The organism is Limnothrix sp. FACHB-1083 (assembly GCF_014696485.1).
GTDB lineage: Bacteria > Cyanobacteriota > Cyanobacteriia > CACIAM-69d > CACIAM-69d > CACIAM-69d.
The window spans coordinates 86981-101731 of sequence record NZ_JACJQD010000002.1; the positions used below are offsets into that span (position 1 = coordinate 86981).

Annotated in this window: 16 protein-coding genes; 6 read left to right on the top strand and 10 right to left on the bottom strand. The window is 53.1% G+C overall.

The annotated features are described in order from the left end of the window. Positions 1 to 116 precede the first annotated feature (116 nt). Complete coding sequence (gene rpoD, locus H6F46_RS02315; protein WP_099532253.1) at positions 117 to 1277, top strand: RNA polymerase sigma factor RpoD; 1161 nt, start codon at positions 117 to 119, stop codon at positions 1275 to 1277. Between the two features lie 255 nt (positions 1278 to 1532). On the opposite strand, the gene H6F46_RS02320 is transcribed toward rpoD, so the two are convergent. Continuing rightward, the gene (locus H6F46_RS02320) at positions 1533 to 2621 is read right to left on the bottom strand and encodes an alpha/beta fold hydrolase (protein WP_242027747.1); all 1089 of its coding nucleotides are present in this window, start codon (positions 2619 to 2621) and stop codon (positions 1533 to 1535) included. 199 nt (positions 2622 to 2820) lie between these two features. On the opposite strand from H6F46_RS02320, the gene sat reads away from it, so the two are divergent. Then, a complete protein-coding gene (sat, locus tag H6F46_RS02325) occupies positions 2821 to 4005 on the top strand; it encodes a sulfate adenylyltransferase (protein WP_190353409.1) in 1185 nt (394 codons plus the stop codon). A gap of 181 nt (positions 4006 to 4186) precedes the next feature. On the opposite strand, the gene mutY is transcribed toward sat, so the two are convergent. The 3 genes from mutY to H6F46_RS02340 form a co-directional block, all read right to left on the bottom strand. Beyond that, complete coding sequence (mutY, locus tag H6F46_RS02330; protein WP_347278266.1) at positions 4187 to 5314, bottom strand: A/G-specific adenine glycosylase; 1128 nt, start codon at positions 5312 to 5314, stop codon at positions 4187 to 4189. Between the two features lie 41 nt (positions 5315 to 5355). After that, a complete protein-coding gene (locus tag H6F46_RS02335) occupies positions 5356 to 5703 on the bottom strand; it encodes a DUF760 domain-containing protein (protein WP_190353660.1) in 348 nt (115 codons plus the stop codon). Between the two features lie 277 nt (positions 5704 to 5980). Then, positions 5981 to 6187: a DUF2949 domain-containing protein gene (locus tag H6F46_RS02340; RefSeq protein WP_099532257.1), complete on the bottom strand. Its 207-nt coding sequence runs from the start codon at positions 6185 to 6187 to the stop codon at positions 5981 to 5983. Between H6F46_RS02340 and H6F46_RS02345 the strand changes: the two genes are divergently transcribed. Beyond that, positions 6182 to 6346: a hypothetical protein gene (locus H6F46_RS02345; protein ID WP_190404972.1), complete on the top strand. Its 165-nt coding sequence runs from the start codon at positions 6182 to 6184 to the stop codon at positions 6344 to 6346. The two genes, H6F46_RS02340 and H6F46_RS02345, sit on opposite strands and share 6 nt — an antisense overlap. Before the next feature lie 403 nt (positions 6347 to 6749). Here the strand turns inward: H6F46_RS02345 and H6F46_RS02350 are convergent, their stop codons facing one another. Continuing rightward, complete coding sequence (locus H6F46_RS02350; RefSeq protein ID WP_099532275.1) at positions 6750 to 7562, bottom strand: ABC transporter permease; 813 nt, start codon at positions 7560 to 7562, stop codon at positions 6750 to 6752. Positions 7563 to 8166: 604 nt separating this feature from the next. Here H6F46_RS02350 and H6F46_RS02355 point away from each other — a divergent pair. From H6F46_RS02355 to H6F46_RS02365, 3 genes are all read left to right on the top strand, one after another. Continuing rightward, entirely contained in the window at positions 8167 to 9210 is a 1044-nt protein-coding gene (locus tag H6F46_RS02355; protein WP_199291352.1) for a 1-acyl-sn-glycerol-3-phosphate acyltransferase, read from the top strand. 295 nt (positions 9211 to 9505) lie between these two features. Continuing rightward, positions 9506 to 9817 (top strand): DUF433 domain-containing protein, encoded by a 312-nt coding sequence (locus tag H6F46_RS02360; protein ID WP_099532259.1) that lies wholly within the window; start codon positions 9506 to 9508, stop codon positions 9815 to 9817. A 199-nt stretch (positions 9818 to 10016) separates the two neighbouring features. Then, on the top strand, positions 10017 to 10355 hold the full coding sequence (locus H6F46_RS02365) for a DUF5615 family PIN-like protein (protein WP_143472930.1): 339 nt from the start codon (positions 10017 to 10019) through the stop codon (positions 10353 to 10355). Between the two features lie 110 nt (positions 10356 to 10465). On the opposite strand, the gene H6F46_RS02370 is transcribed toward H6F46_RS02365, so the two are convergent. The 5 genes from H6F46_RS02370 to H6F46_RS02390 all read right to left on the bottom strand — a co-directional run bounded on the left by H6F46_RS02370 (position 10466) and on the right by H6F46_RS02390 (position 14551). Further along, positions 10466 to 10738 carry a hypothetical protein gene (locus H6F46_RS02370; protein ID WP_143472931.1) on the bottom strand — a complete coding sequence of 91 codons (273 nt, stop codon included), beginning with the start codon at positions 10736 to 10738 and terminating at the stop codon, positions 10466 to 10468. A 112-nt stretch (positions 10739 to 10850) separates the two neighbouring features. Next, entirely contained in the window at positions 10851 to 11849 is a 999-nt protein-coding gene (gene msrP / locus H6F46_RS02375; RefSeq protein WP_190353661.1) for a protein-methionine-sulfoxide reductase catalytic subunit MsrP, read from the bottom strand. Positions 11850 to 12075: 226 nt separating this feature from the next. After that, the gene (locus H6F46_RS02380) at positions 12076 to 12633 is read right to left on the bottom strand and encodes a GNAT family N-acetyltransferase (RefSeq protein ID WP_190353410.1); all 558 of its coding nucleotides are present in this window, start codon (positions 12631 to 12633) and stop codon (positions 12076 to 12078) included. Between the two features lie 148 nt (positions 12634 to 12781). Next, positions 12782 to 13762: an NAD(P)-dependent alcohol dehydrogenase gene (locus H6F46_RS02385; protein ID WP_190353411.1), complete on the bottom strand. Its 981-nt coding sequence runs from the start codon at positions 13760 to 13762 to the stop codon at positions 12782 to 12784. A 309-nt stretch (positions 13763 to 14071) separates the two neighbouring features. Further along, positions 14072 to 14551, bottom strand: a complete 480-nt coding sequence (locus tag H6F46_RS02390) for a hypothetical protein (RefSeq protein WP_190353412.1) — start codon at positions 14549 to 14551, stop codon at positions 14072 to 14074. Positions 14552 to 14751: the final 200 nt, after the last annotated feature.

The following is a 14751-nucleotide window of genomic DNA, read 5'->3' on the forward strand; positions in this document are numbered from 1 at the left end:
AGACTGCGGCGTTGCCAGCCCTTCAGTGCCTGTTTCCGCAACCGTCGCAGTTTCCAACTTCCCACCGATCACTGCATATCTACCCTACTTCGTTGAAAGGAGCGAGAGGACTCGGCATGACCCAGGCCAAAACCGTACTCGAAGAAATGAATGTATTGACTGATGCTGTGGATGATGTAGAGGTCGAACTAGAGCTACTCACCACAGAGGACGAAGATGAGGTCGATATTGATGAGTATGATGACCCGTCTGCCGAACTCGACGAGGAAGACGAAGAGCAGCCTGGCAAAGCGGCCGCATCTCGTCGCCGTACGGCTGCTAAGAAAAAGCACTACACCGAAGATTCAATTCGGCTATATCTTCAAGAAATTGGTCGGATTCGCTTGCTGCGCGCCGACGAAGAAATTGAACTGGCCCGTAAAATTGCTGACCTGCTAGAAATCGAACGGGTTCATGAAAAGCTGCTGGATCAACTCGATCGCGCACCGAACGATCGGGAGTGGGCCGAAGCGTTGAATATGGGCTTGCCGGAATTCCGGAAGCGGCTGTATGTGGGTCGGCGTGCCAAGGACAAAATGGTGCAGTCGAACCTGCGCTTGGTGGTTTCGATCGCCAAGAAATACATGAACCGCGGCCTGTCGTTCCAGGATTTGATCCAAGAAGGTAGCTTGGGTCTGATTCGCGCCGCCGAAAAGTTTGACCACGAAAAGGGCTACAAATTCTCCACCTATGCCACTTGGTGGATTCGGCAGGCAATCACCCGGGCGATCGCTGACCAATCTCGGACAATTCGCCTACCGGTGCATTTGTACGAAACCATTTCGCGGATTAAGAAAACCACCAAGTTGCTGTCTCAAGAAATGGGTCGCAAACCCACGGAAGAAGAGATTGCAACGCGGATGGAAATGACGATCGAGAAGCTACGGTTCATTGCCAAGTCGGCTCAGTTGCCGATTTCGCTGGAAACCCCGATCGGCAAGGAAGAAGATTCGCGCCTGGGCGATTTCATTGAATCTGACGGCGAAACGCCGGAAGATCGCGTTTCCAAGAACCTGCTGCGGGAAGATCTAGAAAGCGTGCTCGATACGCTCAGCGCCCGCGAGCGTGATGTGCTGCGGTTGCGCTACGGCTTGGATGACGGTCGGATGAAAACCCTGGAAGAAATTGGGCAAATTTTCAACGTGACCCGCGAGCGAATTCGCCAAATTGAAGCGAAGGCCCTGCGGAAGTTGCGCCACCCGAACCGCAACAGCATCTTGAAGGAATATATCCGCTAGGAAGCTGGGTTCAATTCATCTCGCATGGGGCGATCGTCTGAGGGCGATCTCCCTTTTTTGGGCCCGTCAATCTGAACCGCGAGGATACGGCCTTTATCTCAAATAATTGGCACACCATATCGCAGATGCCATGAAGCAACGATTCGGTGGGCAGTGCCCACCCTACGGACTACTACTGAGAATTGCGATGGGGAAACATCTGAAAAGCCGAAACTGATCCCTGATTGATCCCATTATTGAAGTGATTCACAGACCCTATGTTTCCAAGAAATTTTGAATCGCTTGGGCTGTGCGATCAGGCTGTTCTAAGTGGGGCACATGGCCGCAATTTTCCACCCAAATAAATTGACTTTTGGGCAGCGCTGCTTGGAATTTTTGGGCCGTGGCTTTGGGCAAAATTTGATCTCGATCGCCCCACAAAATCAGGGTTTCTTGGGGCAGTTGGGCAATGCGATCACCCGTAATGGTGTAACCACCGTTGCGAGTGAAGGAAATGAGCGCCTCACTCCATCGGGGCATTCCCAAATGCAACGCACCGCAACGATAGGCCTCTTCGGTGGCACAACGATCGGGGTCGGCGTAGGCCTTGCGCCCAATGCCCGATCGCACCTTTTTATTCGCCAAAAATTGCGTGGCCCATTGTCCCAAGGGCGGAATCAAAAACCGACTGGCGATCGGTTTGCCCACAAATCCAGCACTATCCAGCAACACCACTTTCTGCACCGCCTCCGGATAGGAGAGGGCAAAATCCATCACGGCTGCACCCCCCATGGAAGCCCCCACCAACACCATCGGCCGCCCAATGATTTGCTGCCAAAAGCAATATAAATGGGTGCGAATTGCTTCAGCGGTAAATTCCAACTTTTCAGGGCGATCGGTGAACCCAAACCCCAACAAGTCCACAGCCCAAGTGGCAGATTGCTGAACTAGGCGTGGGAACAATCGACGATATTCCAGCAGTGAACTGTCAAAGCCATGAACTAGCAAAATAGGCGGCGCATCGGGCAATCGATCGCGTGATTCTGGCGGTTGACCCGTGACAAAACTGGTTTCGATCGGCAATACACTATAGGGATAGGGCCAGGAAGTCTGGATCGTTTGGCGCTGAATTTGACGCACAAAGTCGATCGACTCTGATTCCGTTAAATTGGCCACTGCTTCAGGTAAAAATTCCGGAAATTCACTCATGGCTTCTTGATGAGTTCCCTGACCAGATTCCTGATTGGTGTCCTGATGAACTTCCTGATTAACTTCCTGATTAGTATTTTGATTAATATCTCCCTGCACAATCACCACCTCAAATGAAAATTCAGTCCAAACCCAATGCGCCAAACCATGGATCATCCACCTACCCATCATCGTAGGGCAACACCCCAAAAATCAAATCGCCCTCGTTGGTTTTTGTTGCTCGCAATCTCTCTTTTTAACTAAAAAGTGGTTGGAGATAAAAATCCCTGGCTATCCCCTAGCCGGCCACAAGGCGACCATTTTAGTGTTGAATTTTTACTGATTATTGTCTTGAAGCAACCTCACCCCGAGTTCCATGACCCGTATAGCCGACGCGATCGCCCCTCACGGCGGCACGCTGATTAACCGCATTGCCAGCCCTGAGCAAAAGGCCGAATTCCTGAGCAAGGCCGACCACCTGCCGCGCATTTCCCTGGACGATCGCGCCGTCTGTGACCTGATCGCGATCGCCATTGGTGCGTTCAGCCCGATCGATGGCTTCATGGGCCAAGCGGACTACAAGACCGTGGTTGACGACATGCGCTTGGCCAACGGGCTGCCCTGGGCCATTCCCGTGACCCTGCCCGTGACCGATGAGCAGGCCAACACCCTCAGCGAAGGGCAATTGGTGCGCCTAGACGATCCCACCGGTCACTTCATTGGCGTGCTGGAGCTGACAGAGAAATATCACTACGACAAAACCCGGGAAGCCCTCAACGTCTATCGCACCAATGAAGAGAAACACCCCGGTGTGGCGGTGGTTTATGGCCAAGGGGCGACTTATTTAGCTGGGCCCGTTTGGTTGCTGGAGCGCGAGCCGGATTCTCGCTTTCCGCTCTATCAAATCGACCCGATCGACTCGCGCCATGCTTTCCGCGACAAGGGTTGGAAGTCGATCGTAGCTTTCCAAACCCGCAACCCAATCCACCGCGCCCACGAATACATCATCAAGTGCGCCTTGGAAATCACCGATGGCCTGTTCCTGCATCCCCTGGTGGGAGTGACCAAAAGCGATGACATTGCCGCCGATGTGCGGATGCGTTGCTATGAAATCATGCTGGAGCACTATTTCCCCCGTGGCCGGGTGATTTTGGCCATCAACCCTTGCGCCATGCGCTATGCGGGCCCCCGGGAAGCCATTTTCCATGCCCTCATTCGCAAGAACTATGGCTGCACGCATTTCATCGTGGGTCGTGACCATGCGGGCGTGGGTGACTATTACGGAACCTACGATGCGCAGTACATTTTCGATGAGTTTGCGCCGGGTGAGTTAGGAATCATGCCGCTGAAGTTCGAACACGCGTTCTACTGCAAGCGCACCCAAAGCATGGCCACCACCAAGACCAGCCCCAGCGAACCGGACGAGCGGATTCACCTGTCGGGCACGAAGGTGCGCGAAATGCTGCGTCGGGGCGAGTTGCCGCCGCCGGAATTCTCGCGGCCTTTGGTGGCGGCTGAGTTGGCCCGGGCAATGAAAATCCCTGAAAGTTACTCAATCTAGAGCTACTCAATAGACCTCTTGCGCGAATCAGCTAACAGCCCTCATCCCCCAACCCCTTCTCCCAAGGGGGGCTGATGGATGCAAGAGATCTCGTGAACTGGTTTTCATCGGTTCAGATCAAGCAGGGCGCACGATCGTGTGCCCTTGTTTTTAGAGCCTGATTTTTTTGGAGCAATCTTCTCTAGGCATCAGGAAAGCGCTGTTTCAGGGCTTCGATGATGGTGGTGTTGGCCTTGGGGAAGGGAAATTGATCAATTTCGGCAAGGGTGACCCAACGCACTTCATCACACGCGATCGCCTGGGGTTCCCCTTGCAGATGCTCGCAAAGATGCACATGCAGCGACACTTTGAAGTGGGTGTAGGCATGATCCACCACAATCAGTTCTTCACCGACGGCAATTTCAATGCCTAATTCTTCTTGAATTTCCCGGCGGATGCAGTCGGCGATCGACTCATTGGGTTCCACTTTGCCGCCCGGAAATTCCCATAGGCCGCCCAATAGCCCTTCGGCGGGCCGGCGATCGATCAAGATTTGCCCCTGGGGATTGCGGATCACGGCCACGCCAATCACTTTGTGGGGAATCGGTGCTTTCGGTTCGCTCACGGGAATTTGCTGCTGCTGGTTGGTTTGGTACGCCTGACAGTATGCCATCCACGGACAAACCAAACAGGCCGGTTTTCGGGCGGTGCAAACCGTGGCCCCCAAATCCATGAGGGCTTGGTTGAGGTCTCGGGGGCGATCGAACGAGACCACCGCTTCGGAGGCGGCCCAGAGGCGATCGAGCGCTTTGGCTGGCGCAACGGGCAGCGCAATCAACCGCGCCAACACTCGCTTCACGTTGCCGTCCAAAATGGGCAAGGGCAAATTAAAGGCAGAACTTAGGATGCCGCCGGCCGTGGTGCGGCCAATGCCAGGCAGGGCGAGCGCCTCGGCCAGGGTGCGGGGAAATTGTCCCCCATGCCGTTCCATCACCAACTGGGCAGCCCGGTGCAGATTGCGGGCCCGGCTGTAGTAGCCCAGGCCTTCCCAGGCTTTCAGCACCGCTTGCAAATCGGCCTGCGCCAAATCAGCGATCGTGGGAAATCGATCGAACCACCGTTGGTAGTAGGGCAAAACGGTTTTGACTTGGGTTTGTTGCAGGGCAATTTCCGAAACCCAAACCCGGTAAGGATCCAACACGTCCGGGGGGGTTCGCCAAGGCAAGTCGCGGCCGTGGCGATCGTACCAATCCAGGAGCGATCGCTGTAAAACCGCCGCCGAAACCGGCAGCGGTTCTAAGGTTTCAGCAATTGAAGAGCGCAAAATCACCCAAAGTCAATGGAACAACCGGCTACTGAACCGAATCGGGCCTAATCTGCCGTCGGCGCGTCGCCAGCCAAATCACCCGACCAGTTTTGCAAGGACTTTTCAAAACTCATCCGTTGCTCAGCATTCCGCAAAAAGTAGCCACTCATCATGGCCGAAGCCAACAGCCGCCCCAAATGTTCGCGGTTGGTGGTGATGGACACATCAAACTGCTCGCCGGGCAACACGCCCAGCAAACCCACGATGTTGTGCTCCATCATCCGAATCGTTTCCGGGGAAGCCGGCCGCGACAGGTGGGCGATCGTTTCCGGATTGAGGGATTGGATGTATCGCATCAACGATTCGCTCGGTTCGCGATCGGTGGTTGGCTCGCTTTTCCAAAAGTTAGACATGGGGTTCAGTTCTGGGGCCACGATTCAAACCTCGCGGGTGGACGGTGCGCATGGTCTCCGATGAACAAGCACAATCTAACAAGCAAATGAGCAACTGGGGGTCGTCAGAACCGAACCGCCTTGGCGCGATCGCCCAACGCTCTTTTGAACCTTTGGCCCTGAATTTGCTCTGAATCGGCTTTGCATCGGCTTTGGCTTGGCTCGGAGCTACTTTGCGCGGCTCCGAGCTGGGCCCAATTGCCCCAACCGCATGTTCACAACCGCGCACCGCCAGCCGTTAAATTCCTTCGGGCGACATCCACCGTTCCAGCCAATCGAACACCCGATCAAGCTGTTGCGTGGTAATTGCCCCGTATTGCCACAAAATCGTTGGCAAATTGTTGCCACTGTCGGGGTGCTTGAGGGCCAGCGCCAAATCTGCGGCACTCAACTGCAAATCTTCTTGCAAAAACCGAACCAGACCTTCTAATCCCTGACGTTGCATAGCTTTTTACCTCCTAGCCACCGTCGTCAACGGCTGGATTGGATTGGCAACAAGTGCCTGATTCTGATCGGTCTCGATCGCGCCTTGGTTTCGGCGGCAATTAACAGGGTTCACACTGCGATCGAGGCGGGGCTGAATCACCATCCAGCGGTTTTCTGACTCTCTGTTTCGGGGCCCTGGCTCAGGCTCAGGATCACGTTGTCCAGTTTCTGAGCTGTCCTGTGTTGAGGAATGGAAGCACCGGGCGCACCCAACCCAAGCACTGGGTCAAGAGTTGCGAGAGTACAGGGTTAGAGACTATGAAGCGCTCTAGCCTTAAGTTTCGGCCGCAAACCCGTTAGAGTCTGCGATCGCGATCGCCTGATGTTGCGATCTTGATCCCCGTTGACCGGGTATGGCTTCTGGCGGTTCCGGCGAACCCATAACGGCTCAGCCAATTACGACCGATCGCCACTGAGGTGCTACCAATCAAGATCGATCGAAACCCAAGCGCGATCGACTGCTGCGAAACCATGGCAACCGATTCCCAGCAATCGCAACCCATTAACCATGCGGACAGTCGCTAATCTTGCTGCTGAGAAAACCGCTGGGCCCCCAAAAACGCCAACACCGTGGCCACCGCCAGCAAAATTGGGATGCTGTACCAGGGAAACTCGCTCAGGGGAAGGTAAGCAGCCGATCGCAGGCCAATGCTGGTGTAGGTCAAGGGCAGGCAATAGACGATCGGTTTCAGCAGCGGCGGCAACTTGGCCGGGTCAAAAAACGTGGCCCCCAAAAAGGACATGGGCACAATCAGAAAATTGTTGTACAGCCCCACCATTTCCAGGGACTGCACCGAAAGGCCCACAATCACCCCCAAGCCCGCAAACACAGCACAGTTGAGCACCAGCAACAGCAAAAAGAGCGGATTTAAAAAGCTCCAAACCTTGCCCGTAAACAACACCGCCACCAAAATCACCGAACCAGCCGTCAGCAGGCCGCGCACAATGCCCGCCATCATCCGTCCCAGGTGCATAGCCAAGGGATGCACCGGCACAAGCAGCATTTCCTCAAAGGTCTTGGTAAACAGGCGATCGCCGCAAATTGAAAATGTTGTGCCCCCAAAGCTAATGGCCATGGAAGACAGGGCCACCATCCCCGGCAAGATAAATTCCAAATAGCTATCGCCTGCGGAAGGCTTGGCCACGGCATCAAGGGAGGTTCCCAACCCCAACCCGAAAGCCAGGATATAAATCAGCGGGGACACCAGCCCCGAAGCGGCCACCTGCCCAACCCGCACCCGCAATTTCAGCCAGTCGCCCCAAAATACGGATAGGGCATCGGCCCAAAAGGTTTTGAAAAGGGCGGGCTGGGGTCGATCGCCCTTGGGAGTCATGACAGGGCGATCGTTCGATCGGGCAGTAGCTTCGTACATAGGGTTTTGGCAAAGGATTTAGCAAAAGATTCAGACAGCGCTCCGAAAAAGCCCAACAGGCTCAGGGTTTGCGCAAGCTTGGCTGGGAATCAACTTGGGGATCAGCTCGGGAATCAACTTGGGAATCAACTCAAGACCAGTCCAGACCCGCGCAAAAAACTTAATTCAGAAAGATTGAACCAACAGGAGCGCGGGATTGAGCCAAGATTTCGCAGGCATTTCGCAGAGATTTTGCAGAAATTGAGTAGAAACCTGGCGGCCATGAGCTGGTAATCGCGATCGGGGTGAAATTCCATAGGGGTGAGATCCCATAGAATGATTATTAAGGATTTGTTACAAAAAGCAATCCACCCATCAACGTACCTGGTCAACAAAGCTGCGATCACTGCGGGTCTGCGCCAGTTCGCCCAAGGCTTGTGGTGGCGAGAACGCCGGCCCCCAGCCACCGATCCCCGCCCCGGCTCTTGTCCAGACGGTGCATGAACTGGCCAGCAGAATCAACCTGGTATTGTTAGCCTCAGAAACCATGAAGAATATCCAACCGGTCGGGGAACTCTAGCTGCCCATGATGCGTCTAAACTCTGCTTCTACTGAGGTTGTGCCGAACGCCCCGACTGTCCAAGGGCCATCCAGACCGGCCAGCAGCACCGTCACCATGTCGATGGTGAGTGATTCGGTGCCAGGGACGGCGCGGGGGACAGTGATGCAGCTAGACGACCCGCTGAATGCGGAACGCAATCTTTCCTCCAACAACGGCGATCGGGCAGATTCTCCCGGCGGACAGCAGTCCGCACCCCCAGCAGCGCCGGGGCCAACCCATCAAGCCATAACTCAAGCCCCGACTCACCCAACCCAGGATTGCCAAACCCCGACTCATCAAGCCACGACTCATCAAGCCATGGATCATGTGGTTGATTCTGGGTCGATTCGCTCCTGTGTGTTGCCTTGGCTCGCGCGGGTGCTCTATCCCCTGGCCCGACGGGTTGTGTTGCCAACCTATTTTGGTTCCGTGACGATCGAGGGCTTGGAAAACCTGCCCCAAAACGCTCGATCGCTCCTATTTGCCCCCACCCATCGATCGCGCTGGGATGCCTTGGTGGTTCCCTGCGCCATTGGCCGGCCCATTTGCCCCGCCGATTTGCACTTCATGGTTTCGGCCAACGAAGCCTCCCGAGGCCTCCAAGGCTGGTTTATTCAGCGCATGGGTGGATTTCCCGTAGACACCACCAACCCCAGCATTGCCAGCGTTCGCCATGGCATCAAAGTGCTGGAAACGGGCAAGGCCCTGGTGATTTTCCCGGAAGGCGACATTTTCCGCGATGGCCACCTGCACCCCCTCAAACCCGGTTTGGCGCGGATGGCAATCCAGGCGGAACGCAGCCATTCGGGTGTGCATATCGTGCCGATTCATGTGGAGTATGGTTCGCCGGAGGTGGGTTGGCGTTGTGGTGTGCGGGTGATGATTGGGCGATCGCTCCCGTTGGCACAATATCTCGATCGCCCGGCTAAGGTGGCCGCCCCCACCCTGACCCAAGATTTAGCTGATGCCTTGAATCAACTGGCACAGTCTCCTACGGAGCCACTGAACGGCAGTGATTTGCCCCGCTAGTCTCGCTAGTTTGCCCTCCGAATTAAGGGCTTGACCCTGACCGGCAAAGATCCCCGCGCTCTCTTAAAATCAAGGCTTGAACCAGCAATCCAATCACCCGGATTTTGGCCATACTCCTGGCCATGTCATTGGCGGCCCAAAAGCTGACCAAAGTGTGACAATCGCGACGGGGCCGCATCGGAACAGCCTCTCAAAATTTGAGCCAAGTTCAACCTCGATGCGCCGCCAGTACATGTCAAAACATACATGTCAGAAAATACACGTCAAAATGGGTACTCTTGCACAGCCCAGTTCGATGAGTAAAAGCTTGTCACGCCATATTGAAACCACACCGGGGATTCGGGGCGGTCGTCCGCGGCTGGCCGGAACCCGGATTACCGTGACCGATGTGGCCCTGATGCATCTACGACTTGGCCAATCGATCGAGGAAATCGCTGGGCGCTATCAACTGCCCCTGGCGGCCCTCTATGCAGCCATGGCCTATTACTTTGACCACCGCAGTGAAATGGACTTGGCCATTCACGAAGACCTGGCCTTCGTTGCCGGATTTCAGCGAAGCCAAGTCTCCGTCCTTCAGGAGCGCCTCAGTGAGCTACGCGGAGATTAGGGCTGAGTGCGTCTTTAACTGAGCGTTTTTTGGTCAAGTGATTGAGTGCCGATCGAGCCGGTAGCCCACCTCATCCCTGAGCGTTGTGGCGATCGCTCCGGAGCGGCTGCGAAAGGGTGCGGAAAGTTTCAGGAAATTGCAATCGATCGCGCTTCAGGCTATATCCAATCCTGAGATGCTCTTGACACCCCCGCAACCCGTGAGCCAACCACGCTTGGGATTTTACCTAGACGACAGCCTTGATCCCGCCGTCAGCGCAGCCCTGCGCGGCTATGGGGTGCGGGCCACCCGGCCCACAGAGGTGAAGCTCCAGAACCAGAGCGATGCCACCCAGCTTTTGTTTGCCTATCGCCACCAATTGGTTTTCGTGACAGCGGAAGTGACGCTGGTGAAGTTTGCCGGATCGCAAAAAGATCATGGGGGCGTGGTTTATAGTCCGCTGGCCCTCCCGATCGGGCGGATAGTGCGTCAATTGCTGTTGCTCTATGAGACCTTTCAGCCGACGGAATTAGCTGGCAAAATCGAAATTTTGAGCTAATTTTTCAGCAATATGAGCTAATTCTTCAGCAATCAGCGATTCATGCGGCACGGTTCACCAATTGTCAGAAATTCACCTTGGGATCAAGGGCAATTAATAAGGGCAATTGATTAGGAATCCGTAGCCGTGGCTTGCCAGGGCGATCGCCAAATTTCACCCCGCACCCGCAACACCAAGCGCTCAATGCCAAGCTGACAGGCCGCTTGATTAAGTTGGGCCCGCTGTTCCCAAAGCTTGTGGGCCGCACTCTGGGCCCGGCAATCAATGGCCAAGACCGATCGCCCCTCCAATACATCCAAATACATGGCATACCCCGCAACGGGTCGGCAGCGGGCCAACTGCCAAAATCGCATCACCAAAGCTCTTTGAAAGTCGATCGGCATTGGATCGCCTCCTCTGCTGGCCGGTAAATCCTGAACTTTGGCCATTGTGGCTTGTGGAGAATTCAGCGGTCGAGGCGATCGTTACAGCTTGATGATCATTGCAATAATTAACCTACGCATAAAGACCAGAAACCCATTGTCCATAGCCGTTGTAGGGACGGGTGGGAACCGTTTTCCAGGCGAGCGGCGGGCCCGATCCCAATAACCGCTCCGTGGCCTGCGACCAGCGGGGGTGGGGAACCAGGGGATCCACATTGGCCTCAAAGCCGTATTCATCAGGAGCCAGAGTGTTCCAAAAGGTCAGGGGCTGCCGGGGCAAAAACTCAATTTTGACGATCGACTTAGCCCCTTTAAAGCCATATTTCCAAGGCAGGACAGCCCGAATTGGTGCGCCATGCTGCTTCGGCAAAATTTGCCCATAGTTACCCACCGCGAAAAAGGCGAGGTCGTTAGCCATTTCCGCCAGCGTGAGGCCTTCGGTGTAGGGCCAAGGGAGGTCGCGATAGGCCCAGGCCGGCCCGATCGCGATGTCTTTGTTGTAGTAGGAGGTGAAGCGGACAAATTTGGCATCGGGCAAAGGATCGACGGCTTCGATCAGTTTGCGCATCGGAAACCCGAGCCAAGGCACAACCATCGCCCAAGCTTCGACGCAGCGAAACCGATAGATGCGTTCTTCAATCTCAAAGGCTTTGATTAAATCCTCGATCGCCCAAGTTTTAGGCTGCTTGACCAATCCCGACACTTCCACGGTCCAGGGATTGGTGGGCAACCGTTGGGCCCGTTGGGCAATGTCCTTTGTGCCGCCAAATTCATAGAAATTGTTGTAGCGGCCGGCCAAGTCTTGGGGCGTGACGGCTCGCTGCGGATCGGCAAATTGGGAATTGCGCTGCACCCCAACGAAGGGCGATCGCATGGTGGTGGGGCCGGGGGGTGGGGCCGCTTCCAGCTCGCCAGTCGGTGTATTTTGGCAACCCGTCAGCGACAGAACACCACCGGCAATGCTGAACCCGGCGAGGGATTGCAAAAATCGGCGGCGATTGAGAAACAGGGCTGGATCCGTTGCTTCGCGATCGCGCAGTTGCCAGTCGGGGCGCAGATTAAAGAAGGTCATGGGATAGACAGGGCGGGCAGTCAGTGCGGTGAGTCGAGCACAGTCGATCGGGTGCGATCGCGGCGGCAACTAGGGCAGGCGATCGCTAGGATTACAGCTTCTCAGGAGAACACTCAAGCCAAAATTATATTCTTCCTCAAGAATACTCAGAACCTTTTTTAGTCTAACCCTGATTTAACTTGCAATTTTGTTCCAAAATCATCAAGTTAAAGTCAATGTTGGGCGGCTATTTCTTCTCCATATCGATGTCTTTCGTTGAATCCCATTCTTTGCTTAAAATTGCAAATTGCATTGTATTCTCGTATCTCGGCGTTCCGTCATCGTTATTGATGAACGTGATGAATTCCTTGAAACATCCTTCCTTTCTCATGCCCAGGCGTTCACAGACCTTCTGAGAGCGAATATTATCTTCTTCCACATAAGCGTAAATTCTTCTTGCACCTCTATCCTTAAAAAGATAGTCTAGCAGCGCCTTAGCGCTCTCAAGAGCATATCCTTTTCCCTGATAGTCCGCGTTAAAATTCCAACCCACACTGTAAGTGTCTGGCTCCTCTTTCTGGAGAAATAGGTCTCCGATCAGTTCATCAGTTTCTTTCAGGCAGACAGCAATGAACTTATCAGTTCTCTGTCGTTCCTCCACAACCTTCATTGCCTGATCCATTGTCTCAATTTTGTCTGAAGCGAAGCAATTCACTTGCTTTCTCGACAGGTAGCGGAACAATCCCTCGGCATCTCTCTCTGAGAACGACCTCAACACAAGCCTATCTGTCAACTTTGGTTGCACCAAATTCTCCCAAAATATAAAAAGCTTCCAGTGCGACAATTGATGACTATCTTCACAGATTCTTGTTCGCCCAACGATTGCGCTCACCCAGCACAAACAGGTTTTGCAAATCAATAGACCCGATTAAACATTCTGGTGCAGCGCGTTGTTAGGTTTTGTTGCTTTGCGCCACAGTAATGACAACATTCCCTTTCTTATGTCCTTGTTCAACATACCTGTGCGCTTCGGCAGTCTGTTCCAGTGAATAACGCCTGTCGATGACTGATTTCATTCTGCCCATTTCAATTAACTCTTTCAGGAAAATTAGATCTGCTTTACGCTCGATCGCTACCCCACCTATGACTTTCTTGCTGCTGGTAATTGAAGTCCACAGCCCTCGAAGTATCGGCAATAGATTGATATGAACAGCTCTAAGATAGATGCCATTATTTTTTAGCGAGCTGAGACAGCCTGAAAATGGACTTTTGCCACTTGTGTCAAAAATAATATCGTAGGTTTTACCATTTTGAGTGAAATCCTCTTTCGTATAGTCAATAACGTTGTCAGATCCGAGAGATTTCACCAATTCTAACTTCGCTGTACTACACACTCCAGTCACTTGTGCGCCAAAGAATTTGGCAAGCTGTACGGCAGCCATCCCTACTGCTCCAGAAGCGCCATAGATCAAAACTTCCTGCCCACTCTGAATCTTTCCCTTATCTCTTAGGAAAATCAATGCAGTTGTTGCACCAAAAGGAATGGCAGCAGCTTCCTCATAGGTCATATTGGTAGGCTTGATCGCCACCGCTCCTGCTTCAGGCAAACAAATATACTCAGCATTTGCACCGAGGCTGGTTCCTGCACCAGCAAATACTTGGTCACCTGCTTTGAATTGTTTTACATTTTCACCAACTGCTTCGATTTCTCCGGCCAGCTCCGACCCGAGGATCGTGTTGTTTTTAGGTCTTGCGAAACCGTAGAAAAATCTTACAGGGAATGGGTCAGCCTTTCGGATGCGAATGTCTGCTGACGTTACTGTTGTTGCATAGATTTTAATTAGCACCTCGTTTGCTTTAGGAGTTGGTTTCTCTACTTCTTTAAGCTGCATAGCATCAGGAGATCCATACTTTACACATACAATTGCTTTCATGAATTTTCCTCAAAGATAGCTTTAGTTTGCCATATTTTTTATTCATTGACTTTGCGAAACCCAACGTTTCTGGTCAGCGACTTTAATCCTCGTCACGTTTCTTATAAATCAATTTTCGACAGCCTGCCGCACTAGAATTCCTAGATCATGCCGCTTCGTCAATAACTTGAGGACAATCATCTTACAGCCTTTACCTAAAATAATTGGCACGTCATATCGCACATGCCATGAAGCAACGGTTTGGTGGGCACTGCCCACCCTACAAGCGACTGTGCTTAGTAATCGAAGTAAGGGCTGTATTAGGAGGTATTACTGAAAAGCGCCCTCATTTGATTGACGAATTTTATTGATAACTTTTAAAATAGCTTCTCGGTTCTTAGCTGATTGAATCCATTTCGGCAAGCGTGAAAATAAGCTGCGATTCGACCAAAGATCATTTTCGTCGCGTTGGCTTTCTCGCAATCTTGCGCTGACAAATGCTTCAATAAAATCTAAGTGTTCAAAATTGTAAGCCCAAAGCGTTTGACCGCAACAAGGTGCTTGCAACCATAAAGGGTAATGAAAATAATCATCTACTGGTGGCTCATTTTTCCAAGTTCTTGAAATTGTACTTTCAGCCCAATCCTTGTAGGAACCACAGGCTTTGCAGGAAAACCTGCGAGGAGAAAATCGGAAATTTTCAGGAGTGGTGCAGCGCACAACAGCACATGAAGCACAATGAGGACAGCGCACAAGAACTTGATCTTGAAATGATTGAACTGTCTCTCCTGTGTCCTGAAATCTTTCCATCATTTAAGTTGAAATACTTGATTTTCTAGCCCAGAGTCTAGCGGTCTAACTCCGGCATTATGGGCGTTGTCCTGTCGCTGCGGAATATGCTCTCATTTACGGGACGTTGACCGCAACTCGTAGGGCGTGGGTCAACGTTGCGGAGGTAGTCGTGGTGATCAGGAGATTAATACCTTCGCTGCCTACCGATCGGGTAGCGG

Excerpts from the sequence above, each read along its gene's own strand:
- rpoD (WP_099532253.1), top strand. The coding sequence starts at position 117 with ATGACCCAGGCCAAAACCGTACTCGAAGAAATGAATGTATTGACTGAT.
- H6F46_RS02320 (WP_242027747.1), bottom strand. The coding sequence starts at position 2,621 with ATGATCCATGGTTTGGCGCATTGGGTTTGGACTGAATTTTCATTTGAG.
- sat (WP_190353409.1), top strand. The coding sequence starts at position 2,821 with ATGACCCGTATAGCCGACGCGATCGCCCCTCACGGCGGCACGCTGATT.
- H6F46_RS02335 (WP_190353660.1), bottom strand. The coding sequence starts at position 5,703 with ATGTCTAACTTTTGGAAAAGCGAGCCAACCACCGATCGCGAACCGAGC.
- H6F46_RS02340 (WP_099532257.1), bottom strand. The coding sequence starts at position 6,187 with ATGCAACGTCAGGGATTAGAAGGTCTGGTTCGGTTTTTGCAAGAAGAT.
- H6F46_RS02350 (WP_099532275.1), bottom strand. The coding sequence starts at position 7,562 with ATGACTCCCAAGGGCGATCGACCCCAGCCCGCCCTTTTCAAAACCTTT.
- H6F46_RS02355 (WP_199291352.1), top strand. The coding sequence starts at position 8,167 with ATGATGCGTCTAAACTCTGCTTCTACTGAGGTTGTGCCGAACGCCCCG.
- H6F46_RS02360 (WP_099532259.1), top strand. The coding sequence starts at position 9,506 with ATGAGTAAAAGCTTGTCACGCCATATTGAAACCACACCGGGGATTCGG.
- H6F46_RS02370 (WP_143472931.1), bottom strand. The coding sequence starts at position 10,738 with ATGCCGATCGACTTTCAAAGAGCTTTGGTGATGCGATTTTGGCAGTTG.
- msrP (WP_190353661.1), bottom strand. The coding sequence starts at position 11,849 with ATGACCTTCTTTAATCTGCGCCCCGACTGGCAACTGCGCGATCGCGAA.
- H6F46_RS02385 (WP_190353411.1), bottom strand. The coding sequence starts at position 13,762 with ATGAAAGCAATTGTATGTGTAAAGTATGGATCTCCTGATGCTATGCAG.
- H6F46_RS02390 (WP_190353412.1), bottom strand. The coding sequence starts at position 14,551 with ATGGAAAGATTTCAGGACACAGGAGAGACAGTTCAATCATTTCAAGAT.